This window comes from Prosthecobacter sp. (assembly GCF_044226605.1).
In the GTDB taxonomy this organism is placed as follows: Bacteria; Verrucomicrobiota; Verrucomicrobiia; order Verrucomicrobiales; family Verrucomicrobiaceae; genus Prosthecobacter.
In genome coordinates this window covers 140,844-161,576 of sequence record NZ_JBGAGS010000003.1, presented here as the reverse complement: position 1 = coordinate 161,576, position 20,733 = coordinate 140,844, and the positions used below count along the sequence as shown (strand labels likewise).

The 20,733-nt window shown below is 61.3% G+C and carries 32 protein-coding genes; 28 read left to right on the top strand and 4 right to left on the bottom strand.

Features of this window, described 5'->3' with window-relative positions:
• Nucleotides 1–345 carry a hypothetical protein gene (locus ACILSO_RS05090; RefSeq protein ID WP_395736289.1) on the bottom strand — a complete coding sequence of 115 codons (345 nt, stop codon included), beginning with the start codon at nucleotides 343–345 and terminating at the stop codon, nucleotides 1–3.
• A gap of 205 nt (nucleotides 346–550) precedes the next feature.
• On the opposite strand from ACILSO_RS05090, the gene ACILSO_RS05085 reads away from it, so the two are divergent.
• From ACILSO_RS05085 to ACILSO_RS05075, 3 genes are read left to right on the top strand one after another with little or no spacing between them, the layout of a single operon-like run.
• A complete protein-coding gene (locus ACILSO_RS05085) occupies nucleotides 551–847 on the top strand; it encodes a hypothetical protein (RefSeq protein ID WP_395736288.1) in 297 nt (98 codons plus the stop codon).
• Nucleotides 844–2,352 carry a phage portal protein gene (locus tag ACILSO_RS05080; protein ID WP_395736287.1) on the top strand — a complete coding sequence of 503 codons (1,509 nt, stop codon included), beginning with the start codon at nucleotides 844–846 and terminating at the stop codon, nucleotides 2,350–2,352. The genes ACILSO_RS05085 and ACILSO_RS05080 overlap by 4 nt, the downstream gene beginning before the upstream one ends.
• A gap of 9 nt (nucleotides 2,353–2,361) precedes the next feature.
• Entirely contained in the window at nucleotides 2,362–3,312 is a 951-nt protein-coding gene (locus tag ACILSO_RS05075) for a S49 family peptidase (RefSeq protein WP_395736286.1), read from the top strand.
• Nucleotides 3,313–3,481: 169 nt separating this feature from the next.
• On the opposite strand, the gene ACILSO_RS05070 is transcribed toward ACILSO_RS05075, so the two are convergent.
• Nucleotides 3,482–3,613: a hypothetical protein gene (locus ACILSO_RS05070; RefSeq protein WP_395736285.1), complete on the bottom strand. Its 132-nt coding sequence runs from the start codon at nucleotides 3,611–3,613 to the stop codon at nucleotides 3,482–3,484.
• A gap of 79 nt (nucleotides 3,614–3,692) precedes the next feature.
• Between ACILSO_RS05070 and ACILSO_RS05065 the strand changes: the two genes are divergently transcribed.
• The 25 genes from ACILSO_RS05065 (at nucleotide 3,693) to ACILSO_RS04945 (ending at nucleotide 19,302) form a co-directional block, all read left to right on the top strand.
• Nucleotides 3,693–4,115, top strand: coding sequence for a hypothetical protein (locus ACILSO_RS05065; RefSeq protein ID WP_395736284.1), 423 nt, complete (start codon nucleotides 3,693–3,695; stop codon nucleotides 4,113–4,115).
• A 56-nt stretch (nucleotides 4,116–4,171) separates the two neighbouring features.
• On the top strand, nucleotides 4,172–5,299 hold the full coding sequence (locus tag ACILSO_RS05060) for a major capsid protein (protein ID WP_395736283.1): 1,128 nt from the start codon (nucleotides 4,172–4,174) through the stop codon (nucleotides 5,297–5,299).
• A gap of 38 nt (nucleotides 5,300–5,337) precedes the next feature.
• Nucleotides 5,338–5,766 carry a Bbp16 family capsid cement protein gene (locus ACILSO_RS05055; RefSeq protein ID WP_395736282.1) on the top strand — a complete coding sequence of 143 codons (429 nt, stop codon included), beginning with the start codon at nucleotides 5,338–5,340 and terminating at the stop codon, nucleotides 5,764–5,766.
• A 33-nt stretch (nucleotides 5,767–5,799) separates the two neighbouring features.
• Nucleotides 5,800–5,994: a hypothetical protein gene (locus ACILSO_RS05050; protein ID WP_395736281.1), complete on the top strand. Its 195-nt coding sequence runs from the start codon at nucleotides 5,800–5,802 to the stop codon at nucleotides 5,992–5,994.
• 85 nt (nucleotides 5,995–6,079) lie between these two features.
• The gene (locus tag ACILSO_RS05045; RefSeq protein WP_395736280.1) at nucleotides 6,080–6,442 is read left to right on the top strand and encodes a hypothetical protein; all 363 of its coding nucleotides are present in this window, start codon (nucleotides 6,080–6,082) and stop codon (nucleotides 6,440–6,442) included.
• Between the two features lie 7 nt (nucleotides 6,443–6,449).
• The gene (locus tag ACILSO_RS05040; protein ID WP_395736279.1) at nucleotides 6,450–6,785 is read left to right on the top strand and encodes a hypothetical protein; all 336 of its coding nucleotides are present in this window, start codon (nucleotides 6,450–6,452) and stop codon (nucleotides 6,783–6,785) included.
• A gap of 24 nt (nucleotides 6,786–6,809) precedes the next feature.
• Nucleotides 6,810–7,655, top strand: a complete 846-nt coding sequence (locus ACILSO_RS05035; protein WP_395736278.1) for a hypothetical protein — start codon at nucleotides 6,810–6,812, stop codon at nucleotides 7,653–7,655.
• Nucleotides 7,652–8,230, top strand: a complete 579-nt coding sequence (locus ACILSO_RS05030) for a hypothetical protein (protein ID WP_395736277.1) — start codon at nucleotides 7,652–7,654, stop codon at nucleotides 8,228–8,230. Before ACILSO_RS05035 ends, ACILSO_RS05030 begins: the two co-directional genes overlap by 4 nt.
• A 32-nt stretch (nucleotides 8,231–8,262) precedes the next feature.
• On the top strand, nucleotides 8,263–8,604 hold the full coding sequence (locus tag ACILSO_RS05025; RefSeq protein ID WP_395736276.1) for a hypothetical protein: 342 nt from the start codon (nucleotides 8,263–8,265) through the stop codon (nucleotides 8,602–8,604).
• A gap of 35 nt (nucleotides 8,605–8,639) precedes the next feature.
• The gene (locus ACILSO_RS05020) at nucleotides 8,640–8,810 is read left to right on the top strand and encodes a hypothetical protein (protein WP_395736275.1); all 171 of its coding nucleotides are present in this window, start codon (nucleotides 8,640–8,642) and stop codon (nucleotides 8,808–8,810) included.
• 30 nt (nucleotides 8,811–8,840) lie between these two features.
• Nucleotides 8,841–9,503, top strand: coding sequence for a hypothetical protein (locus ACILSO_RS05015; protein WP_395736274.1), 663 nt, complete (start codon nucleotides 8,841–8,843; stop codon nucleotides 9,501–9,503).
• Nucleotides 9,504–9,505: 2 nt separating this feature from the next.
• Nucleotides 9,506–11,185 carry a hypothetical protein gene (locus ACILSO_RS05010; RefSeq protein WP_395736273.1) on the top strand — a complete coding sequence of 560 codons (1,680 nt, stop codon included), beginning with the start codon at nucleotides 9,506–9,508 and terminating at the stop codon, nucleotides 11,183–11,185.
• Nucleotides 11,186–11,201: 16 nt separating this feature from the next.
• Entirely contained in the window at nucleotides 11,202–11,861 is a 660-nt protein-coding gene (locus ACILSO_RS05005; protein ID WP_395736272.1) for a hypothetical protein, read from the top strand.
• A gap of 12 nt (nucleotides 11,862–11,873) precedes the next feature.
• Entirely contained in the window at nucleotides 11,874–12,425 is a 552-nt protein-coding gene (locus tag ACILSO_RS05000; protein ID WP_395736271.1) for a hypothetical protein, read from the top strand.
• Nucleotides 12,422–12,859, top strand: a complete 438-nt coding sequence (locus ACILSO_RS04995; protein WP_395736270.1) for a hypothetical protein — start codon at nucleotides 12,422–12,424, stop codon at nucleotides 12,857–12,859. Before ACILSO_RS05000 ends, ACILSO_RS04995 begins: the two co-directional genes overlap by 4 nt.
• A 29-nt stretch (nucleotides 12,860–12,888) precedes the next feature.
• Nucleotides 12,889–14,187, top strand: a complete 1,299-nt coding sequence (locus ACILSO_RS04990) for a hypothetical protein (RefSeq protein WP_395736269.1) — start codon at nucleotides 12,889–12,891, stop codon at nucleotides 14,185–14,187.
• A 9-nt stretch (nucleotides 14,188–14,196) separates the two neighbouring features.
• Nucleotides 14,197–14,859 (top strand): hypothetical protein, encoded by a 663-nt coding sequence (locus tag ACILSO_RS04985; RefSeq protein WP_395736268.1) that lies wholly within the window; start codon nucleotides 14,197–14,199, stop codon nucleotides 14,857–14,859.
• Between the two features lie 22 nt (nucleotides 14,860–14,881).
• Nucleotides 14,882–16,210, top strand: coding sequence for a hypothetical protein (locus tag ACILSO_RS04980; protein ID WP_395736267.1), 1,329 nt, complete (start codon nucleotides 14,882–14,884; stop codon nucleotides 16,208–16,210).
• Nucleotides 16,207–16,983, top strand: coding sequence for a LamG domain-containing protein (locus tag ACILSO_RS04975; protein ID WP_395736266.1), 777 nt, complete (start codon nucleotides 16,207–16,209; stop codon nucleotides 16,981–16,983). Before ACILSO_RS04980 ends, ACILSO_RS04975 begins: the two co-directional genes overlap by 4 nt.
• A 4-nt stretch (nucleotides 16,984–16,987) precedes the next feature.
• Entirely contained in the window at nucleotides 16,988–17,434 is a 447-nt protein-coding gene (locus ACILSO_RS04970; RefSeq protein WP_395736265.1) for a hypothetical protein, read from the top strand.
• Nucleotides 17,435–17,459: 25 nt separating this feature from the next.
• Nucleotides 17,460–17,657 (top strand): hypothetical protein, encoded by a 198-nt coding sequence (locus tag ACILSO_RS04965; RefSeq protein ID WP_395736264.1) that lies wholly within the window; start codon nucleotides 17,460–17,462, stop codon nucleotides 17,655–17,657.
• Nucleotides 17,658–17,692: 35 nt separating this feature from the next.
• Nucleotides 17,693–17,929 (top strand): hypothetical protein, encoded by a 237-nt coding sequence (locus ACILSO_RS04960; RefSeq protein WP_395736263.1) that lies wholly within the window; start codon nucleotides 17,693–17,695, stop codon nucleotides 17,927–17,929.
• A complete protein-coding gene (locus ACILSO_RS04955) occupies nucleotides 17,926–18,090 on the top strand; it encodes a hypothetical protein (protein WP_395736262.1) in 165 nt (54 codons plus the stop codon). Before ACILSO_RS04960 ends, ACILSO_RS04955 begins: the two co-directional genes overlap by 4 nt.
• Nucleotides 18,091–18,094: 4 nt before the next feature.
• Entirely contained in the window at nucleotides 18,095–18,586 is a 492-nt protein-coding gene (locus ACILSO_RS04950) for a lysozyme (protein ID WP_395736261.1), read from the top strand.
• 389 nt (nucleotides 18,587–18,975) lie between these two features.
• On the top strand, nucleotides 18,976–19,302 hold the full coding sequence (locus ACILSO_RS04945) for a cupin domain-containing protein (RefSeq protein ID WP_395736260.1): 327 nt from the start codon (nucleotides 18,976–18,978) through the stop codon (nucleotides 19,300–19,302).
• Nucleotides 19,303–19,361: 59 nt separating this feature from the next.
• Here ACILSO_RS04945 and sucD read toward each other — a convergent pair whose 3' ends face one another.
• Both sucD and ACILSO_RS04935 read right to left on the bottom strand, forming a co-directional pair.
• Nucleotides 19,362–20,267 (bottom strand): succinate--CoA ligase subunit alpha, encoded by a 906-nt coding sequence (sucD, locus tag ACILSO_RS04940; protein WP_395736259.1) that lies wholly within the window; start codon nucleotides 20,265–20,267, stop codon nucleotides 19,362–19,364.
• A gap of 92 nt (nucleotides 20,268–20,359) precedes the next feature.
• On the bottom strand, nucleotides 20,360–20,728 hold the full coding sequence (locus ACILSO_RS04935) for a diacylglycerol kinase family protein (protein ID WP_395736258.1): 369 nt from the start codon (nucleotides 20,726–20,728) through the stop codon (nucleotides 20,360–20,362).
• Between the last annotated feature and the right edge of the window lie 5 nt (nucleotides 20,729–20,733).

Below are 20,733 nucleotides of genomic sequence, written 5' to 3'. Positions count from 1 at the left end.
TCATCCAAAGATTTCCGTTTTCCACACTGACGGTACTTTGTCCCGGTCCCTCTCCTCTTTGTCCAGCCAGGCAAGCTCTGAAGTGTTAAACGGTATCCCGTTCCGTCTAAAGTGATCGAGTATTAGGCGCTGCATCTTCCACGCCTTGAGAGTCATCTGGGACGCGATCAGCTTCAGCGTGTCCATCTCGCTCAATCCCTGCTGTCTCGCCACATTGACGCCAGTCAGAAACGCCGCATCGTTTTCCATCGCAAACCGGAAGAGCTGATCCCAGCCACCCAGCCCGACAAACTTCCGGCCATTGCTGTCCGTGTGCTCTGCAAAAATCAGTTCAGGCGGCTCCATCCCGCACCCTATCCCATCGCTCCACCCTTGACGAGCGCCCATTTTGACATCATTCTCCCGGCGTTAATCCATCTATGCCATCGCCCGCCTCTGCTCACGCACGCGGGCGGTGTCATGTACGGCAAAAGTAGCACATATGCTACATTTGGCCGCCCGCCCCGGCCGTGTCAGATCTGACGGGGGCGATTGACAGTCTGCCGCTGGCATGACCGTCGAATCATTTGCCCTGGTGCTCGTCGCCGAAATGGAGGCAGACCAGAGCACCGCCCTGGTCGATGCCATCCTGAAGGCCGCCCGGAAAAAGCTCCTGCAGGGAAATGGAACCGTCGGCACCCTCATTCAGAGCGGCGTGAACGGCAAAACCTTCCAGCGTCAGGTCGATCTCGACTGCGCCCAGGTCATCGATGCCTGCCGCCGCGCGCTGAAGATGTACCTCAATGACGGCGAAGACGACGACCAGGTCTCCGCCACCTACCCCGACTTCAGCGGAATCATTCGATGAGCGACACCACCAGCAACACAGCGGTGCCCACCGCCGGCCAGGGATCTTCCGCCTACGATGCCGCGAAGAACTCCCCCACGCGCTCCAGCTTCCTCGCCTTCCCCTACAATTCACGCCGCGAGCTCACCCCGCTCACACGCCGCGAGATCGTCAAGAAGCACCGCGCTTTGGAGGCCAACTGCCCCTTCCTCACCCGCATCATTCGGAAGTCCGCTCGCCATGCCGTCGGCTCCGGCATCCACTTCAACTGTCTCTCCGACGACGACGTCTTCAATGACGCCATGCGCCGCGACGTCGAGGAATGGTGGAACAACAAAAACGTCTACTCCATCGACGGCAGCGTGGACGGCTGGGAGGCCAAACGCCTCGCTGCAGAGACCATCCAGCTCGATGGCGAATACAACGCCGCTCTCGCCTACCATCCCGACTCCGGATTCCCCTGCATTCAGCCGCTCGATGTCTTCGAAGTCGGCGGCAGTTACGGACTCACACCACCACTCCGCCCAGGTGAAACCCTTCGCGACTGGGACGATGGCGTCCGCATCAATGAATACGAGCGCCCCATCGAATACGCCGTCCGCACGCTCCCACGCCTCGCCGGAGACAATCTCCTCGCCTGGCGCTACATCCCCGCGGACAGCATGATCCACCTCTTCCGCCGTCGCCGTGCCCACGGCACCCGCGGACTCCCCTGGGGCTACTCCGGCATCAATCAGGGCATCGACGCCCTCGATCTCAATGCCCTCGTCACCGGCACCGCCAAGCTCCACTCCGCCCTCGCCGTCACTGTGAAGGGAATGACCGGCCGCAAAGGCAAACGCGGCGCGCTGAACAAGATCCAAAGCGCCGGCAGCGGAGATCCCAACGCCTCCCTCACCGACACGCAAGCTCTGGAGAAGATCTTCGGCGGCGGCATGATCAATTACCTCGGCGAGTCTGGAGAGCTTTCCCTCCTCAGCTCGCAGAATCCCGGCCCCAACGTCCTCGCCTTCATCGAGATGCTCTTCCACCAGCTCGCCGTCGGCTGGGACATCCCCTTCACCGTCCTCTGGGACATGGCCAAAGCCGGCGGCACCGCCGCCCGCTACGATGCCGAAGACGCCCAAAGCGCCTTCGATCTCCTCTTCGACCAGATCGTCTATCAAATGGTCCGCCGCGAGATCATCTGGAAAGTCAGCGTCAGCATCAAAACCGGCCGCATCGCCCAGTCGAAAGATCCCTGGTGGTTCTCCAAGCTCGTCTTCCGCGGCCCGCGCAAGCTCACCGTGGACGTCGGCCGCATGGCCACCGCTTTCAAGACTCTCACCCGCAGCGCCGGCATGTCCATCCCGCGTTGGTTCGAAGAGCAGGGCCTAGATCCTATCGGCGAGATGCGCGAGCACATCCTCTTCCTCAAAAAAGTGAAAGCCATGTGCGAAGAGGCCGACATCGACTTCGGCAGCGTCTTCGAGCCCACCCCCGGCGTGCAAAACAACATCCAGGTCACCACCCCTGAAGACTCTTAAACGACGACCATGAAATCCTACCCCCGCATCTGGCAGAAGCTTTTCGCCAGTCCCCTCATGCTCCACGCGCCCGCGCGCCAGGCCTTTGAGCGCGTGCTGCTCGCCCGCATGTCTGGAGACGAGACCGTGATCTCCTCCGCCTCCATCAATGCCCGCAGTCCCCAGGCCTCCGAACGCATTCGCCCCGCCGCTGGCCGTGCCGATGTAGGAGAACCTGGAGAGCCCATGCACGACTGGATTGGTTTTGAACAAGACTATGCCGCCACCAAAAAACAGCTCCGCATCTCCAACATCTACAACGTCTACGGCGACGTCGCCGTCGTGCAGATCCACGGCGTCATCGACAAGATGATCTCCCAGTTCGAAATGGACTGCTACGGCGGCTGCGACCTCGCCGACGTCGATCAAGCTCTCTCCCTCGCTGCGTCCAATCCCAACGTCTCCCGCGTCGTCCTGGACATCGACAGCCCCGGCGGCTCCGTCATCGGTGTCGCCGACACCGCCACCCGCATCGCTGCTCTGCGCGAGACCAAGGAAGTCCACGCCTTCATCCCCGCCATGGCCTGCAGTGCCGGCTACTACCTCGCCAGCCAGGCAGACGTCATCTCCGCCGCACAATCCGCCATCGTCGGCAGCATCGGCGTCTATTGCGCCATCCTCGATGCTTCGAAGTACTACGAAGAAGAGGGCCTGCAAATGCAGTTCATCAAAGCCGGAAACTTCAAGACCATGGGCACCGACTGGCGTCCCCTCACCCCCGAAGAGACCGCCCTCCTGCAGCAAGGCGTTGATGCGAACTACGCAGCCTTCAAAGCAGCCTGCACCTCCCTCCGCGAAATCGACGACTCCACCATGCAAGGCCAGTGGTTCGATGCCGCCACAGGCTACGAGCTGAACCTCGTCGATGAACTCACCGGCGCCACGCTCGACGAGTACGTCTCCGCTCTGCTGCTTAGTTGAATCGCTCCCTCAAAGGAACATCACGGCTCTCGATCTTCCGAAAGACAAATCTACGCTTCACCGGATCATCGGTGCACTCCATCGTGTAAAGGCTGCCGACGACTCCTTCAAGAATCCAGTCCACATCACCACCTGAATACAGGAACGGCCGATGGCATCTATCGATCACCTAATAGTCGATCTCCACACAGTGGCCAGTAGGCAGGCCATTCAGGATCTGCCTCACATACGGCGTCATGCTCACCGAATGCGCGGGCGTCTTCGGTGGGACTGCAGGGACGGTCATTGAGAATTCCATCATGCCCCCACGCTAACGCGCAGCGCATCCCCGGCAAGCCCTGCCTTTGACACTCCCACACCGGCGAAGTCTTCACATCGCCATGTTCAAATCTCAAGAAATCGCCGAACTGCAGGGCAAAATCACCAAGCTCGAAGCCGAGCTGAAAACCGCCACCGACGGCAAGGTCCTTATCCAGGCCGAACTCGACACTGCCAAAGCCGATCTGGCGACCGCCAGCACCAAGGCCGCCACCCAGGAAGCGACCATCAACGATCTCAACGGCAAGCTCACTGCAGCAGAAGCCGCGCAGAAAGCGGCAGAAGCCAAAGCAGCAGCCGCTGAGGCCTCCGTGCAGCAGCAGGTCACCAACGCACTCGCCGCCGCCGGCGTCGATCCCGTTCGTCGCGATCCTTCCGCCAAAGTCGGAGACGACGGCAAAGAAAAAATGGACGCCTCCCTCCCTCCCATGAAGCGCGCCGCCGCCGCCATGAAGGGCACCTGGAAAATCTTCGGAGACAACTGATCCCCGCCCACCGCCGCCACCCCGTCATTTCTTTTTCACGCCAGCACGCACCGTTTATGAAAAACAGCCGCCACCTCAAAAACCAGTCTTGGATCAAGCTCGCGATCTTCGCGGTTCTTGGGCTCCTCTGCATCCCCTACGTCATGTCCGCTCCGGTGGAGTCCCTCGCGTGCCTCGGCCTCGCGGGTTCTCTGAGCCTCCTGGATCTCAGCAAGGCCAATACTGACGACGTCACCAAGCCCATCATCGAGCAGGCCGCCGGCCAGTACCCGGAAATGACCGAACTCGCCGCCCATCAGCTCGGCGATGGCGTCCTCTCCTACGAGACGCTCCTCCGCATCGGCTACCCATCCGCCGCATTCCATGACATGGGTGCCGGCGTCGCCGCCTCCAAGTCCCAGACCAAGCTGCAGCGTTTCGACTGCTTCCCCTTCCAGGGCCGCGTCGAATGCCCCCGCCATGTCGCAAACAACTGGCGTCGCGGCGGTCCCGCCGGCTACTTCGCCTTTGAAGCCCTCGGCATCATGAAGAGCGCCCTCTTCACCCTCGCCAAGCAGATCTGGTATGGCCGCGGCGCCGACGGCAAAGGCTTCCCCGGTCTGAAAAACTTCACCGCCTACGGTTCCACCGCCACCGATCCGCTCACCGGTCGCTCCTACAGCCTCGCCATCAATGCCGGCGGCACCACAGCCAATGGAGCCTCCAGCTGCTATCTCGTCGTCAGCGACGAGCAGAACGTCGAGATCCAGCTCGGCTCCGGCTCCGTCTTCGAACTCCCCGAGCCCCGCATCGGCGACATGCTCGATGCGAACGGAAACCGCGTCGAAGCCCTCATCTCCGTCCTCCAGGGCTACGCAGGCCTCCAGACGCCGAACCTCCATTGCGTGCGCCGCATTTTCAATCTCACGAACGAAAGCACCCACACCATGAGCGATGCCCTGCTCGCCCGGGCCATCAAAGAGTTCCCCACCGGCGTGAAGCCCACCTCCATCTGGATGAGCGCCAATCAGCGCTATCAGCTCCAGATCAGCCGCACTGTCACACTCTTCGGCCAGGGCAGCACCCGTCCGGACCAGCCCGTCCTCGCCCCCATGCCCACGCAGTATGACGGCATCCCCATTTACGCCACCGATGCCATCGGCGACACCGACACCATCGAAAGCCAGGCCCTCGCGGAAGAATAATCCATCTCCAGCATCCAGCATCCTAGCCCCCTAATCTCATGAGTGCCGCAGTCGCCCCCACCATCCGCCGTCTCACAGCTCCCGAGCTGAAGAAAACCAAGGCCATGCCCGCCGCCGGAGCCACCGCCAATGGAGACTCCATCGATCTCGGCCAGGACGTCCTCGGCCCCGAGGCGGACAACATCGAAGTCGTCGTCGCACATGACGCCTGCGGCTCCCTCGCAGACTCCAAGACCATCACCTCCACCATCCAGGACAGCGCGGACAATGCATCCTTCGCCGCCCTCGCTGGCGTCCCCACCGTCGTCTCCCTCGGCGCCGGTGGCGTCGGAGACACGGCCAAAAGCGTCCGCATGAAGCTCCCGCCCGGCACCCGTCGCTACATCCGCCTCAGCTCCACCGTCCAAGGCTCCGGAGGCGACAACACCGCCAGCAACTCCAGCATCACCCTTTACACGAACTGCTAAGCTCGGCAGCCTAGCTCACGCCATTCATCATTCATGAAAGCCACCTACTACAACGAAGGCCTCGTCCCCCACGTCCTCAACGTCGCCAGGCAGACGGACACCACCGTCGATCTCGCTGACGACTCCGGCACCCTCATCGTCACGCAATGCCCCCTGTCCGACGAGCCCAAGGTCGGCCATGCCGTCCTGATCAAAGGCAAGGGTGAAGACGCCAAGAAGGCCAAATAACGAACACTGTCTTGTGTTGGGAAGAGCGGCCATCTCTCCGGAGGTGGCCGCTTTTTCATGCCCACATCTGACACCCCGCCCCGGCATGTCCCCAGACTCACACGCCAAACTCCGCATCGAAGGCCAGAAGCTCAACGAAGAGATCAAAGCCAAGAAAAAGCTCCTCGACACCATCACCGCCGAGCTGCTCAAAGGAGACCCTGGCAAGTTTCCCGAATGCACCGTCGTCGGAGAGTCCACCCAGGTCATCGTCCCCGAAGGCGAAGACCATGAACGCGTCAAAGAACTCGCTGGCGAGCACTACGACAAGCTCTTCGAGCGCGTGACCTCCTGGAAGTGCGTCAAAGGCTTTGGAGACGTCGTCAACGCCCTCTTCAAAACCCAGACCGCCAACGCCATCCTCAAACGCTGCTCGAAGGTCAAATCAGGCTTCGTGAAGTGGAACTGATGCCACCATGTCCGACTTCAATGACTTCACCCAGGAAGCCTTTGGCGATGCCGGCGACATCATCGGCCGCGAGGAGTTCACGATCCGTGGCCTTGCGGGTGCATTCTGCGGCATTATGAACGAATTCACCGCCGCGCTCGAGATCGACCTGGGCGGCAAGGTCGGCACCTACACTGCTACGCTGGTCTGCCAGCTCGAAGAGTTCGACGACCTCGCCGGTCCTCTGGAAAAAGCCCTCGAAGGCAAGCGCCTCAGCATCGGCGGCCGCGAATACAAAATCGATCGCGTTTCCGTCGATTCCACCTCCGCAACGATCGGCCTCGCCAACCTCAACTCGAAGTAGGAACAGAAAGGAAAGGCATCCGCCATGGCCGCAGCATCCACCGCACCGCAGCTCAGCCTTTCGGTGGAGACCAGGGAGATTCAGGCCGCGTTCCGCCGGCTCGCTGAAGTCACCGGCAAGAAGCTTGGCGTCGTCGTCAAGCAAAACGCCCGCCTCATCGCCTGGAATCTCGCCCACAACACGCAGCCGTATGGGATGGATCTGGCGACCAAGAAGATGGGGGAAGCCGCTGTCCTGCGCGATGTCGGCCGCGTCTATTCCGCCGCATCCGCCATCTTCAAAAAGCTGCAGGACACCGGCCAGGTCAAAGTCGCCAAAGAATGGTACAAGCTCGTCAAGATCGGCGGCTACGGCAAGGCGGAGAAACTTCTCAAAAGCACCAGCCTGCAGGAGCGCAACACGCCGATCTTCGCCCCGCTCGATCCCTCGCTCCACGACCAGGCACGCAACAGCCGCGGCCGCGTCGTGCGTCATCGTCCTGCCCAGATCCTTCCGGACGCCAAGGATCTCCGGAACTACGGTGCCAAGCGCAAAGCCCTGGTCGGTTTCGGCAAGGCCGGCTGGATCACCGCCGGAGCTTCCCTCGGCAGCATCACGCGCGTACCCGCCTGGATCACCCGTCACAAAGGCATCGCCCCCGGGCGTGCCAACGATCAATCCAACCGCACGTACGATCCCTTCGTCACCTTCACCAATGCCGTGCGCTACGCGTCCTCCATTCTCCCCGAAGGCCAGATCGCCGCCGCTTTGAAAATTCAGCGCGAAAAGATGCTCGCCCACATCGAGCACGTCCTCGTGAATTCCGGACGCGAAGCCGGCTTCCAGTCCAGCTCCAACGCTCCCTCTCAACCCCTGCCCATGGCCGCATGATCAATCGCCCTCTCAAACGCAAGCTCGCCAATGCCGTCCTCGCCTGGCTGAACGCCCGCAAGGAGGGCACGTCCTATGCCGAGATCACCCTCGTCACCGGTGCGTCCACCACCCTTGAGCAGGAAGCTGCTGCAGACGCCGGCGCGGACGTCGGCCCCGTTACCGAGCCAGAGCCGCCGTACATCGCCGTCGAAGTCATCACCCAGGCGGATCCGGATCTCCCGGGCGTCTGCAGCTTTGAGCTGGTCCTCCATCTCAAGACGCTCGCCGCCGTCGAAGATGACGAAGGGAAGCCCTCGTCCCGCTTCGACGCAGACGCCATCCTCCGCGACTGCTACAACGTCCTCATGGCTCCGCTCAATGACTCCGCGCCGTTTGACGACTCGAACCTCGAATGCTCCGCCTTTCAGGCCTTCGTCAACAAGCCTGAAGGCACCGATGCTCGCGAGAACTTCCGCAAGCCCTTGCACCTCTACCGCATGTGGCACACGACGGCCCCGAGCCTCTTCGACACCGACACTTGGCACGATCAAATCATCTTCGCCGGCCACGCCCAGGACATGGATTCCCATTGATTCACTGCCTTTGACAAAACGCGCCGGTCACTATGGCCGCTACGATCCTAGGCACAGCTCATCTCTACGGTGTGGAAGGCACCGTCTCCAACGCCACCGTTCTCAGCTTCCGTGACAAGGAGAGCGCCAAGAACACCGCCGAAACCATTGACGAAAACGGCAACGAAATCGAGCGCCGCTACGACGACGTGCACAACGAAGTCTCCATCCGTGTGCGCGCCCGCTCCGGCTACACCAAGGCCGCGCCTGGCTCCACGATCACCTACAACGCCATCACCTACGAAGTGGTGGACACCGAAAAGGACACCCAGAACAAAGGCTTCCGCGAGTACACCATCAACGCGAAGAAATCCGCCGGCATCTCTTACAGCTAAGAGCGCTCTGAACCGCCAGCCCGCAGCACACCGTCATGAATCCCCGGACCCTCCGCACCACCGCCATCAATCTCCGCGCCCGCGCCAGGACGGAAGAAAACGCCGAACGCGCCGCCGCCTGGACCAAGGAAGCCGACGAGCTCGACGCCAAAGCCGCCGAACTCGAAAAGCAGGCTCCCGCAGCTCCGCCCGCCAAGGCGAAGTAGCAGCCTCCATCCGACAAGACGCCTCTATGCATGTCAGACACCTTTCTCCGCTGCCTCTTCCCCGGCCAGGCGCGCGTCTGCGGCCGCCTGCTCCCCCCGCTAACGTTGTGGCGGCTCGCGTGTCTGGAGGCCATCCAAAGCCCGTTCCTGCACGCCGGAGCTGAAGACGCATCCTTCACTCTCGCGGATCTGCTCTGCGCAGTCAGAGCCGTATCCACGCCCAATCTGACGCCTCCAGATCTTCGGGCGTCTGTTCGCGATGCCATCACACTGCTGCGCTTCCGGCACAATGCCGCCTACCGGGAGAAACACGCCGCGATTTTCATCGAATGGCTCGCCCTCCACCAGCTCCGCCCGGAGTTGTGGAAAAACGATGACGAAGACTCCCGCGACATCTCCGCCCCCATCACTCTGAGCTACGCCGTCGGACTCATGAGCATCGGCTTCCGTCATGCGGAGGCCTGGGACACTCCCCCGGGCTACGCTTCCTGGGTGCTTTCCGCCTCTGCAGAGCGCCAGTCCGATCGCGTGAAGTTCGCCAGCGACGATGATGACGAAATCAACCGCATCATCGAGGCCGAAGAACAGCGCAGCGAAGCCGAGATCCTCGCCCAGGCCAAACTCGATCTCTCAGAAGAAGCCTACGAGCGTTGGGTCGCCGCGCGCGCAAGTCGTCACCAGAAAGGCACCTGACCATGGCATCCCTCAGCGCAACGATTGGCATCATCACCAGCCCCTTCCGACGCGGGCTCGATGAAATGCGCGCCCAGACGAAAAAATGGGGCTCCGACATCAATGGCACCATCGCCGGCGCTTTCGCCTTCGGTGCCGTTTCCGCCTTCGTCACCAACTTCATTTCCGAGATGGCCCGCGTGCAGGACTTCGCCGACCGGCTCGGAGAATCCGCTGTCACCATTCAGCGTGTCGGAAATGCCGCCAAACTCTCCGGCTCGGATCTCGAATTCATCGTCAAGAACCTCTCCAAGATGACGCTCGCCGCGGCGGAGAGCGCAGACAAATTCGCCGCCGTCGGCATCAACGCCACCGCCTTTGCCAATGCCGGCACCGAAGAGAAGCTCATCATGCTTGCGCAGGCCTACGAGGACTGCAACGGCTCGCAGGCGAAGATGCTCGCCCTCATGGACCTGCTCGGCCCCAAAGGCGCGGACATGATGATCATGCTCTCCCAGGGCGTCGATCAGCTCAAAAAGCTCATGAACGATGTGCCCACCGTCGGCAACACGACTGTCAGCGCCATGGCCAAGCTCGACGATGCCATCGACGGCTTTCACATGCGGGCAAAAGAAGCCCTCGGCTCTGTCATCGGCCTGCTCGGACATCTCGGCGCCGCCGCCGCTGCCGCCTGGCAGACGGTCACCGGAAACGGCTCCTTCATGGAGAATTACCAAAAGAACATCGAGCCGTTTATCGACCAGACTCCCACCGGAGGCGGAAAGAAAAAGGATTTCGACGCCCAGGGCGAACAGGCAAAGCAGGCCGCCGATGAAAAGAAGAAAGCCGAAGCCGCCGCCAAGGATCTCGATCAAGAGATGCTCGACCTCGCGCGATCGCGCATGACGGCGGAGCAAAAGATTGCCGATCTCAAACGCGAGCAAGCCCAGCATGCCGCCGCCGCCCAGGACAAAAGCAAAGGAGATGTCGAGCACCTGCAGGAAGCCAAACGCGTCCTCGAACTTCAGCAGCAGATCGAAGCCGCTGAAGCCGAGGGCATGAAGAAAAAGCAGCAGCTCGAAGACGCGCAAAACAAGCGCAAGCTCGAAAAGATGGACCCCGCGCAGCGCATCGCCGAGCTGAAGCGTCAGCAGGACGAGCTCAACAAGCAGGCGGACGCCGATCCCGGCACCCAGGCCTCCATCGAAAAGAAGCTCGAAGTACTCAAGCTCGACGACCAGATCGAAGCCGCCGAGAAGGAGCAGCACCAGAAAAACATGGAAGGAGCCAAGGCCGAGGCCGATCTCGCCGAGGAGGCCAACAAGCAGCGCCTGGCGAAAATGAATCCGCTCGAGCGCATTCGCGAGCTGAAGCGTCAGCAGAAAGAACTCAACGATGCCGCCGCCAACGATCCCGACGCCAAATCCCGTGCCGAAAAGAAACTCGAAGCTCTGAAGCTCAACGACGAGATCGCCGCCGCGGCCAAAGAGATGGAGGGCGAAGGCGGCAAAAAAGGTGGACCTCGTTCCGTCATCGCATCTTCCCTCGCAGCGATCGGCGGTGGTGGCCGCACCTACGTCGGGACAGATCCGGCTCTCTCCGAGGCGCGCCGGCACACCAGCCTGCTTCAGCAGATCGCCGCCAATACGTCCTCCACCGGCGGAGAGGGCGGCATGCCATCGCCCAAGGCTAATCCTTTCTGACACCCGCCCCCACGCGATGTTGATCAAACACGGATCGCCCAATCTCACGCTGCAGCCAGACGCCAACGTCAGCGAGGACGAAAACGGCCTCCTCACCGGCACCGCGTGCTACGAAGGAGACCGCGCCTATGCGCTCTCCGTGCCTGCCGTCGGCACGTTGCATCCCTTCGACTTCCGCCTGACCTGCTACAAGCGGGAGATCACCTACATGAAGGCGAGCAAGATTAAAGCCACGCTGAGTTACATCGGCGTCGCTGCAGATCCCACGCCGTTTTTCATCGAGCACCCGGGCGGCAGCGGCCAGGACCCCATCGAAACGCACCCAAATTTCACCGACTTCGCCGGCACGCCGGACGATCCGCTCAACGGTGCGTACTTCGACACCGAGACGGGCGAGTTTGTCGGCTTCACCGATCCCACGAACTCCCTCTGCGGCGTGAAGAGCTACATCGTCCCGAGCGTGATGGTGAACCTCAGCTTCTACACGCACTTTGTGCCGGATCTGAACGACGTGGGCAATCTCTACACCTGGAACATCCCGAACCTGGTCGCCCCGCCCAACGTGAAAAACTTCCTCCTCCTGGGCATGCCGTATCGCCAGATCGGAAACGTCTTTCAGGTCACGCACCAGGTCCTCGGTTCCGGACCTTCCGGATGGAATCGCAAGATCTACTGATCGAGTCACGCGATGAACACGAGCTCCAACCCCTTGATTCGCCCGGGCAATCCGTTCCAACGGCGGCTCGTCAGCGCCGTCGAGGGAGCCAGGCCCGCCCGCGGCGGAGCCTTCGGACAGCGTCGGCTCCCCGGAGGCACTGCGCTCGAATGGCGGCAGAAGCGTCAGGTGTTTTCGGTCTCCACTCCGTTCAAGATCACCAATGCCGGCAAAGTCATGCCCGGACTCGTCGGCACCAAAATGCCCACGCTCGGCGGCGTGGCGCTGGACAATGTCGCCGTCGGCGCACTCGATCTGACCGATCACGGTGGCAACTTCAAAGTCTATTTTAAGATGACGTTCAGCGTCACTTATTTGACCAGCTTTCTCAGTGCGTACTCGCTCACCAGCGTGACGATTGAAACAGCCACAAGCACACCCGCCGACACCGACTCGGTGAAGTACCTGCAGTTCAACACCATCACTGCCAGAAAGCCCGCAGCCTCTTTCTTCTCCGCCAGCATCAACGTCGCTCTCTACGACAATGGCGCCAATGCGACGCTCCTCTCTTACGCACGTGCATGATCTGGCGCAGCTCCGGCACCCCCTTTGGTACATCGCCGCCTCCATCGCGGCCGAAGTATCCTGACCCCAACGGCGCCAACCTCAAGGTGTGGACGCGGACACGCACCATCACCACGTTTAACAGCGGTGGCACGATCGATTCTGGATGGAGTTCATGGTCCATCGGTTTCACCTGGCCGGCTGCCGGCTTCGCACGAGCGGGCAGTGGTGGAAGCACGAATGAAGTCCGCATCGAAACCGCCGGACGTGCCATGCCCTGGCAGATCGTCATTCGCGACAAAATCACCATCATCGCCACGGGTGCCACGTCCTTTTCCGACTACACCACCGACATGCTCCCAGGCGTCGTCACCTCCTTCAGCTACACCGCCACCACCGGCACGCAGAAAGAGGCCTTCCTGCATTACTACAACATCCCCGCGGAAGGCGTCTGAGGTGTGCGTCTGACACGCCGCCCTGATCCATGGCGGCAAACACGCTCAACTTTGTGATCGACGTCCCGAACCGTCGGTTGATCCGGGATTTTTTCAGCAACCTCGAAATCCTTCCCCGTCCTTTCGTGCAGGGAGACACGGTGCACCTCCGCATCATCGGAGTGGAGCCAAACATCGGCGGAGATCCCACGCGGCCGTGGCGTTACGTCTCGCTCCCCACGTCCCTCTATTTCGGCCTTGGCCCCGTCGGTGCATCGCCCACGCTCGGCACCTTCACCCTGACCTTTGGAGCCAACACGACCGCGCCGCTCGCCTACAACATCACCGCGGCCGCATTGCAGACCGCGCTCAATGCCCTGACCTCCATCACCAGTGCCGGCGGTGTGGACGTCACCGGTCCCGACTCCGGGCCCTACCAGGTCGTTTTCCGCTCCAATGGATCGCGTGCGGACATCACGGGAAATGCAGACCTGCTCTATCCCCTCTCCACGATCCAAAACTACGAGGCCCGCGCCGGAGATGCCGGCACTCCCGAAATCCAGGTCCTCGTCATTGATCGCCAGCCCGCAGCCCTGGCTCAGACTTTCACGGCGATCGCATCGCCCGGCATCACGCTTTCCACGCTGCAGAACGGTGCATCCGGAGTGCCCGAGATCCAGCAGATCGCTCTCGATCCCACCACGCACGGCGGCACCTTCACCCTCACTTTTGGCGGCAAGACCACCGTCGCACTCGCCTACAACATCAGCGCGGCCGATCTGCAGAGCGCCTTTCAGGCCCTCTCCAGCGTCGGCGCCAACAACGCCATCGTCACCGGATCATTCCCAACCTACGTCGTCACCTTCCAGGGCAGTCTCACCGACAACCAGGGAGACATCACCGCCAGCGCCGCCGGTTTGATGGGCCCCGTTGGCGTCGAGGGAGATCTCTCGCTGAACACCGCCGGCATCGAGCAGCTCCTCTCCGGAGAGGCCAGCGTCAGCACCGTGCTCGAGATCTCCGCGCAGATCGCCGGCTCTCCCGTCACTCTCCTGCAGACAGCCGTCACACTGATCAACGATCAGATCCCCAACGCCCCCGCCACCGGCACCGGTTTGCCCGCATATTACACCAAGACGGAAAGCGACACCAAGTTTGCCATCAAGACGGGCGTCACACTCTCCCACCTCACTGCGGACGCCGACACGGCCGTCACACTCAGCGGCAGCTACTCCAACACGGAAGTCGCCGGCAAGCTCAACGCCCTGGCCACCAAGCTCAACGCCACGATCACGAAGCAGAACTCCATCCTCACCCAGCTCGAAGCCGCCGCCCTGCTGACACCCTAAACGCACCGCATGAAAGCCATTCCCCTCTTCATCAATGCCGGAACGGGCGAGCTTCGACGCACGCTCACCCAAGGTCCGGCGCCGCGCATCGCCGCGATCCTCGGCACCACGCTCGAACTCACCAACACGTTTTTCGATGACGAGGACGCCGCGATCGAACTCGATGAAGGAAGCACCGGCCGCCTCGTCTGCCGTTCTCCTAACGGCCTGGACGCCGAGACCGTCCTGCTCGATTCAGCGTGGGATCACACCTCCGGCCAGACCACGTACAGCCTCAAGACGCTCGCGGACTCAGAGCAGCTCCGATATCTCATCAAATCGAAGCCCGAATTCATCCTCAGCGCCCAGGTTGAATTCACCGTCCCAGGCGAGGACGCACCCCGCAAATCTCTCCCCTTCGATCTTGTCATCATCAACGGTCCAGCCCGCGGAGACGAAGGAGCGCCCGACGTCAACGGCTCCGTTCAATCCGCCTGGCTCACCGAACGCGCCCCACGCATCGACATCGATGCTGTTTTGACCTCCATGGAGCGCACCCAGCTCCTCACCAACATCGGCAACGTGCTGCAGCAGCGTCTCAGCGACGATGGCTCCTACGTCCATTTCTACAACGCCGCCGGCATCTACAAAGGCAGCGCCACGCTTCTGGATCTCGGACAGGCCAATCTCTGACACTCCACTCCTTTTCCGAACCATGCGCCTCAAGCTCATCACTCTGCTCGTACTTCATGCGGCCTTCGCCGCAGCTCAATCCGTCGGCGATTTCAGCATCCCCTACAAGTCTCAAGCGGAAGGGCCGATGACGCCGAAATATTGGCCCAAAGCCAACAGCACTCTCTGGGGCACCGATGCCAGTGGAAATCCCCAAAGCATCACCATCGGCAGTGGCCTCACTCTGACCGGTTCCACTCTCACCAGCAGCGGAGGCGGTAGCGGCGGCAGCGGCACCGTCACAAGCGTCAACGCCACCGTTCCAACTTTCCTCTCCGTGACAGGCGTGCCGATCACCAGCAGCGGCACCATTTCCATCAGCCTCAGCGGCACCGCGTTGCCAGCAGCCAACGGCGGCACCGGAGCCACTTCGTTTACCGACGGACAACTCCTCATTGGCAACTCCACCGGCAACACTCTCACCAAAGCCACCCTGACCGCCGGAAGCGGAATCACGGTGACCAACGGCGGCGGCTCCATCTCGCTTTCGATCGGCACCGGAGCAGTGACCAACACGATGCTGTCTGGCTCGATCGCTTTGAGCAAATTGGCCACCGATCCTCTCGCCCGGGCGAACCACACCGGGACGCAGACGCTTTCCACCATCAGCGATGCCGGCACACTGGCGGCACTCAGCACCATCACCAGCTCGCAGATTACCGACGGAACGATCGTCAACGCGGACATCAGCAGCAGCGCAGCGATCGCACTGAGCAAACTGGCGACTGACCCTCTCGCGAGGGCTAACCATACCGGGACGCAGACGCTTTCCACCATCAGCGATGCTGGCAGTCTGGCGGCTTTGAGCTCTGTCACTTCGGCCTACATCACCGACGGAACGATCGTCAATGCGGACATCAGCAGCAGCGCAGCGATCGCACTGAGCAAACTGGCGACGGACCCTCTCGCGAGGGCGAACCACACGGGGACGCAAGCTGCATCCACCATCACTGGCCTTCCCGAAGAGATCATCGTTCCGTGTTCCACCGAAACTGACGGGCTTACAACGGGAGCCCCAACGGTGACATTCAAAATGCCCTGTGCGATGACGCTCACGGCCGTGTATTTGGATGTGCTGGACGCTCCCACTGGAAGCCCCATCATCGTCGATGTGAAAGAGGCAGGAACGAGCATTTTCAGCACCAAGCCTCAGATTGCCACCGGCGCGACCACGAGTGAGGGCGGTGCGGTGCCTGGAGTGATCTCGGACACCTCTTTGGCTGCAAGGGCCGTCATCACGATCAACGTTGATCAGATTGGCAGCGGAGTTCCAGGCACCGGTTTGAAAGTCACCCTGAAAGGAACCCGATGATCAAAAAATTCAGCTTCATCCTTCAATCGATTGCTTGTGTTTGGCTCGCGTTCGGTTTTTCCGCCCCGTTGTCCGCCGGTGTGGTTTATCTGAACTCCTTTCAGATGTTCTATTCCGGCGGCAGCGGCGGTGGTGGCGCCACCGATCCTTACTTTGCCAACGTTTTGCTGCTCCTCCATTGCAACGGAACCAACGGCGGCACGACCTATCCGGACACCTCCACTTTCGCCCGGACGTCCACGGCGTTTAATGGAGCGTCGCTCTCAACGACGTCGCCAAAATTCGGCACTGCCGCCAGTTCTCACGATGGCGTGGACGATTACGTTTCCGTCGCTTCCAGCGCCGACTGGGCGTTTGGCACCTCAACCGACTTCACGATTGAATTCTGGCTTTGGGCGGACTCCAGCGACAGCACCGGGTGCGGCATCGGCCAGGCCAGCGGCAGTTATGTCGTGATCTCCAGCGGCGTTCTCTACGTTGGCAACGGAGTGGCGAACCAATGCTCGTACAGTTACAGCGGCTACTACAATCAATGGACGCACGTCGCGGTGTCACGCACCGGCAGCAACATCTACCTCTATCTGAATGGCACGATGGTCAACAGCGGCACCAATGCCGCGTGGGGGGCGAACAGCACGATTTACCTGATGTACTCTCCCGTCGTTGGAGGTTTTGGGAAGGGCAAACTCGACGAACTCCGCATCACGAAAAATGTTGGTCGCTGGGGTGCCGGCGGCTTCACGGTCCAGTCCGGAGAATTTCCAGATTCATAACAGCATGAAACTTCTTTTTGATCCCGAGACGCAAGCACTGAAGCCTTATCCGAGATCCGACGACGAGCCTGTCGTCGGTCTGGATCCTCGCTACATCGTGCTCGACGTGGTCCAGGCCCCACAGCCTGCGCTGAGCGCCGGCCAGGTGGCCCGAGCCACGGAAACCGTGAACCTCGAAACGCGTCAGGTTTTGCGCGGCTGGGACGTGGTGACGTTTCCAAAAAAATGGACGGATACCCAGGCCTTCATGGCGGCATTCACCGACGCCGAAAAGGCGGCAATCGATCTGTCCACCGACCCGGAAGTCGCCGCCATGCGCCGCACCCTGGACACCTGGAGCGGCACGATGGAACCTTACGATGCACGAGTGCAGGCCGGCCTGGATAGGCTCGTGACTTTGGGAATCCTCACCGCCGAGCGCGTTGACGCAATCGTGGCGACTGCAGCTTGACCTTTGACAGGCCCCGCTTCGCGCAATGACGCGCGAAGAAATCCTCCATTTTGAACGGCAGACCGACATCGCCAAAGGCCTCCTCGGCGGCGGAACCTGGCTGGCCAGTTTCATCATGTCCAATCTCTCCACCATCGAGGCCGTTTTGCGCATCACGAGCCTGCTGATCGGCATCGCCGTCGGCATCCTCACGGTTCGCAGCATCCTCCGCAAAAAGGGGTGATTTCCACCCTTCTCTGACACGCTCCACCGGAAGCCATGAAATTTGCCTCTCTCCTCCTGCTCGTCACCTCCCTCGTCTCCCTCACCAGCTGCGCACCGCGCCCGCTGACTGCGCAGGAACAAAACGCCATCGTCACCGCTGCAGACATCACTCTCGGCAGCATTGACGGCTACTCCCAGGGAGGCAAAGCCGGTGCCGTCATCGGCGGACTCGGCGCACTCAAGCGCGACCTCAAAACCTCCGCGAAACAGCCCAAAAACGTCACGCCATGAAAACCACCATTCTCGGCATCCTCACCATCGCCGCGAGCATCATCGGTGCCGCCATTGAAATCATCAAAACGGGCACCTGCAACCTCCCTGTGGCAGCCGCCGGCATCGCCACCGGCTGGGGCCTGATTCACGCCCAGGACGCCAGCAAGCCGACTCCCTGACCCGATGCCACGCCAGGTCAACAACGCCACCTTGGAACTCGTCCGAAGCTTCGAAGGCCTCTACCTCGAAGCCTACCGCGATGAGGCAGGCGTATGGACCATTGGCTACGGCCACACCGGTTTCGACATCGCCGGCGGAGCCGTCAAACCAGGCCGCAAACTCGCCGACGAAAACGAAGCCCTCGCCATCCTCCGCGTCGATCTCGACAACGTCGCCAAAGACGTCGAAAAGCTCCTCCTCATTCGTCCCAAAGCCGAGCTCAACGACAACCAGTTTGGCGCCCTCGTGTCTTTCGCCTTCAACGTCGGCATCGGCAACCTCGAGAAATCGGCACTCCTGCGCCGGCTGAATGGCCGCGACTACCTCGGCACCATCCCCGAATTCGCCAAATGGAACCGCTGCAACGGCAAAGTCCTCCGCGGCCTCACCCGCCGCCGCAACGCCGAAGCCGCCCTCTTCTGCAGCTTCCCCCCGCCAGTCATCAGCGCATCCTGACCGCTCAAGCATCAGAGGTCAGTTTGCGATTTTGAGCAATTGCCCACATCGGCAATTATCGCTTTATCGGAACCCGATAACCGGCTCTCCCGGCACCCGCGTACACCCGCGTCGTGTTGGCAAAACTGTTGGCAAAACCCCTTCGTGGCCTTGCTCCATACTGGGTAATTTCAAAAATTTAAGCCGTTTCTGGCTCAACCAGTGGTTCCACTTCTGGAGCTGAGCAAGAAGAGACATTCACATCGGGTGAAGAGAGAAGACAACGGTAGATCGTTGCCATTTGCCCTCTCCCTATTCAGACACGGGCGCTCCTCCTGAGACCAAGCCAACGTTCTCACACGAGTTCTTGGATGCCGCGCAAACGCGGGTACACATCGAGGAGCTTGCTCATGAATATCTCAAACATCCGGGAATCAACGGAGGAATTTCACCTGCTGGTCACAACAGGGCGCAGCCAGACCGCAACGATGACACTGGTCAGCGACGCCGCCACTTCGGACGAACTTAACACGCATCCTGAAAGCGATCAGGTGGTGCTCATTCTCGATGGCGAGGTCGTAGCGGAAATCGGCGAGGAGCGCCGCACTCTGCATGAAAATGACTGCGTGACCATCCCCGCGGGAACGAAGCACCGGTTCGTCAATGAAGGCAAGAAGACGGTTTTTGCCTTCACCGTTTATGGACCTCCAGCCTACCCGACGGATGACCCGGCCTAAAAGAAAAAAGCGACAGACACGAATGCCTGTCGCTCGTTGATTCATTCAGCCGTCTTGGCTTACTTGCCCCAGCGCTTGAGCAGCGTGGCTGCCATGTCGGCGGGAGAGTCGGACACGGCGATGCCGCACTCGGCGAGAATCTTCTTCTTCGCGGCAGCGGTGTCGTCTGCGCCGCCGATGATGGCACCGGCGTGGCCCATGCGGCGTCCGGGAGGAGCGGTGGCGCCGGCGATGAAGGCGGCGATCGGCTTTTTGCAGTTATCCTTGGCCCAGCGACCGGCTTCCACTTCCGCATTGCCGCCGATTTCTCCGATCATGATGATGGCCTCGGTCTCGGGATCGTCGTTGAACATCTTGAGGACGTCGAGATGGTTCGTGCCATTCACCGGATCTCCGCCGATGCCGACGCAGGTGCTCTGGCCGTAACCGCGGGTGGTGAGCTGCCAAACGGCTTCATAGGTAAGCGTGCCGGAACGGCTGACGACGCCGACATTGCCACGCTTGTGGATGTAACCTGGAGCGATGCCGATGCGGCATCCGCCATGGGACTTCTCACCACGGCCGGGAGTCACGAGGCCGGGGCAGTTTGGACCAATGAGGCGGGTTTTGCGCCCCTTCATGGCGGCTTTGGCCCGGATCATGTCGTTGACAGGAATGCCCTCGGTGATCGCTACTGCCAGATCAAGATCGGCATCCACGCTTTCCAGAATGGCGTCGGCCGCGAAAGGAGGGGGCACGAAGATCACGCTCACGGTCGCACCGGTTTCACGCGCGGCTTCCGCCACGGTGTCAAACACAGGCACTTTTTTGCCGGCGTGTTCAAAAACCTGGCCGCCTTTGCCCGGAGTGACACCCGCCACAAGCTGGGTGCCATACTCGATGGAAGCTTTGGCATGGCGGGAACCGAAATCGCCGGTGATGCCTTGAACAAGAATGCGGGTGTCGGTTTCAACAAGAATGGCCATCGGAATGAGTCAGGGTGAGGTTTTTGGGGGGGCGTGAAAGCGCCGCATCATAGGAGAGTGCTCCGCTGCGTCAAGGCGGCGGCGGAATAATCTCAGATCAAGCGCCACAGTCGGGGCACAAAGATCAGCACGCCCACGCAGAATGCGGCAAGTGCAGCCAGCAGCACCGCCGCCGCAGCGGTGTCCTTGGCACGGCGGATGGGTTCCTCTCGCTCCCTGCTCACGCGGTCCGCCAGCACTTCCACCGCCGTGTTCAGCAGCTCCGCTGCGCAGACCAGGCCGATGGCCAGCAGCACGGCGCACCACTCCCACGATTCAATGCGCAAGGCCAGCCCCAAAGCCACCACCAGCACAGTGGCGAAGGCATGGACCTGCAGATTGCGCTGGGTTTTCAGCGCATACACAAGTCCTGCCAGCGCCGGACCAAAGCTGGAAATGACTGACGCGAGCCAGCGGTACATCCGCC

What these genes read in the sequence shown, in the direction of transcription:
- ACILSO_RS05090 (WP_395736289.1), bottom strand. Translation starts at nt 345, where the DNA reads ATGGAGCCGCCTGAACTGATTTTTGCAGAGCACACGGACAGCAATGGC.
- ACILSO_RS05085 (WP_395736288.1), top strand. Translation starts at nt 551, where the DNA reads ATGACCGTCGAATCATTTGCCCTGGTGCTCGTCGCCGAAATGGAGGCA.
- ACILSO_RS05080 (WP_395736287.1), top strand. Translation starts at nt 844, where the DNA reads ATGAGCGACACCACCAGCAACACAGCGGTGCCCACCGCCGGCCAGGGA.
- ACILSO_RS05075 (WP_395736286.1), top strand. Translation starts at nt 2,362, where the DNA reads ATGAAATCCTACCCCCGCATCTGGCAGAAGCTTTTCGCCAGTCCCCTC.
- ACILSO_RS05070 (WP_395736285.1), bottom strand. Translation starts at nt 3,613, where the DNA reads ATGATGGAATTCTCAATGACCGTCCCTGCAGTCCCACCGAAGACGCCC.
- ACILSO_RS05065 (WP_395736284.1), top strand. Translation starts at nt 3,693, where the DNA reads ATGTTCAAATCTCAAGAAATCGCCGAACTGCAGGGCAAAATCACCAAG.
- ACILSO_RS05060 (WP_395736283.1), top strand. Translation starts at nt 4,172, where the DNA reads ATGAAAAACAGCCGCCACCTCAAAAACCAGTCTTGGATCAAGCTCGCG.
- ACILSO_RS05055 (WP_395736282.1), top strand. Translation starts at nt 5,338, where the DNA reads ATGAGTGCCGCAGTCGCCCCCACCATCCGCCGTCTCACAGCTCCCGAG.
- ACILSO_RS05050 (WP_395736281.1), top strand. Translation starts at nt 5,800, where the DNA reads ATGAAAGCCACCTACTACAACGAAGGCCTCGTCCCCCACGTCCTCAAC.
- ACILSO_RS05045 (WP_395736280.1), top strand. Translation starts at nt 6,080, where the DNA reads ATGTCCCCAGACTCACACGCCAAACTCCGCATCGAAGGCCAGAAGCTC.
- ACILSO_RS05040 (WP_395736279.1), top strand. Translation starts at nt 6,450, where the DNA reads ATGTCCGACTTCAATGACTTCACCCAGGAAGCCTTTGGCGATGCCGGC.
- ACILSO_RS05035 (WP_395736278.1), top strand. Translation starts at nt 6,810, where the DNA reads ATGGCCGCAGCATCCACCGCACCGCAGCTCAGCCTTTCGGTGGAGACC.
- ACILSO_RS05030 (WP_395736277.1), top strand. Translation starts at nt 7,652, where the DNA reads ATGATCAATCGCCCTCTCAAACGCAAGCTCGCCAATGCCGTCCTCGCC.
- ACILSO_RS05025 (WP_395736276.1), top strand. Translation starts at nt 8,263, where the DNA reads ATGGCCGCTACGATCCTAGGCACAGCTCATCTCTACGGTGTGGAAGGC.
- ACILSO_RS05020 (WP_395736275.1), top strand. Translation starts at nt 8,640, where the DNA reads ATGAATCCCCGGACCCTCCGCACCACCGCCATCAATCTCCGCGCCCGC.
- ACILSO_RS05015 (WP_395736274.1), top strand. Translation starts at nt 8,841, where the DNA reads ATGTCAGACACCTTTCTCCGCTGCCTCTTCCCCGGCCAGGCGCGCGTC.
- ACILSO_RS05010 (WP_395736273.1), top strand. Translation starts at nt 9,506, where the DNA reads ATGGCATCCCTCAGCGCAACGATTGGCATCATCACCAGCCCCTTCCGA.
- ACILSO_RS05005 (WP_395736272.1), top strand. Translation starts at nt 11,202, where the DNA reads ATGTTGATCAAACACGGATCGCCCAATCTCACGCTGCAGCCAGACGCC.
- ACILSO_RS05000 (WP_395736271.1), top strand. Translation starts at nt 11,874, where the DNA reads ATGAACACGAGCTCCAACCCCTTGATTCGCCCGGGCAATCCGTTCCAA.
- ACILSO_RS04995 (WP_395736270.1), top strand. Translation starts at nt 12,422, where the DNA reads ATGATCTGGCGCAGCTCCGGCACCCCCTTTGGTACATCGCCGCCTCCA.
- ACILSO_RS04990 (WP_395736269.1), top strand. Translation starts at nt 12,889, where the DNA reads ATGGCGGCAAACACGCTCAACTTTGTGATCGACGTCCCGAACCGTCGG.
- ACILSO_RS04985 (WP_395736268.1), top strand. Translation starts at nt 14,197, where the DNA reads ATGAAAGCCATTCCCCTCTTCATCAATGCCGGAACGGGCGAGCTTCGA.
- ACILSO_RS04980 (WP_395736267.1), top strand. Translation starts at nt 14,882, where the DNA reads ATGCGCCTCAAGCTCATCACTCTGCTCGTACTTCATGCGGCCTTCGCC.
- ACILSO_RS04975 (WP_395736266.1), top strand. Translation starts at nt 16,207, where the DNA reads ATGATCAAAAAATTCAGCTTCATCCTTCAATCGATTGCTTGTGTTTGG.
- ACILSO_RS04970 (WP_395736265.1), top strand. Translation starts at nt 16,988, where the DNA reads ATGAAACTTCTTTTTGATCCCGAGACGCAAGCACTGAAGCCTTATCCG.
- ACILSO_RS04965 (WP_395736264.1), top strand. Translation starts at nt 17,460, where the DNA reads ATGACGCGCGAAGAAATCCTCCATTTTGAACGGCAGACCGACATCGCC.
- ACILSO_RS04960 (WP_395736263.1), top strand. Translation starts at nt 17,693, where the DNA reads ATGAAATTTGCCTCTCTCCTCCTGCTCGTCACCTCCCTCGTCTCCCTC.
- ACILSO_RS04955 (WP_395736262.1), top strand. Translation starts at nt 17,926, where the DNA reads ATGAAAACCACCATTCTCGGCATCCTCACCATCGCCGCGAGCATCATC.
- ACILSO_RS04950 (WP_395736261.1), top strand. Translation starts at nt 18,095, where the DNA reads ATGCCACGCCAGGTCAACAACGCCACCTTGGAACTCGTCCGAAGCTTC.
- ACILSO_RS04945 (WP_395736260.1), top strand. Translation starts at nt 18,976, where the DNA reads ATGAATATCTCAAACATCCGGGAATCAACGGAGGAATTTCACCTGCTG.
- sucD (WP_395736259.1), bottom strand. Translation starts at nt 20,267, where the DNA reads ATGGCCATTCTTGTTGAAACCGACACCCGCATTCTTGTTCAAGGCATC.
- ACILSO_RS04935 (WP_395736258.1), bottom strand. Translation starts at nt 20,728, where the DNA reads ATGTACCGCTGGCTCGCGTCAGTCATTTCCAGCTTTGGTCCGGCGCTG.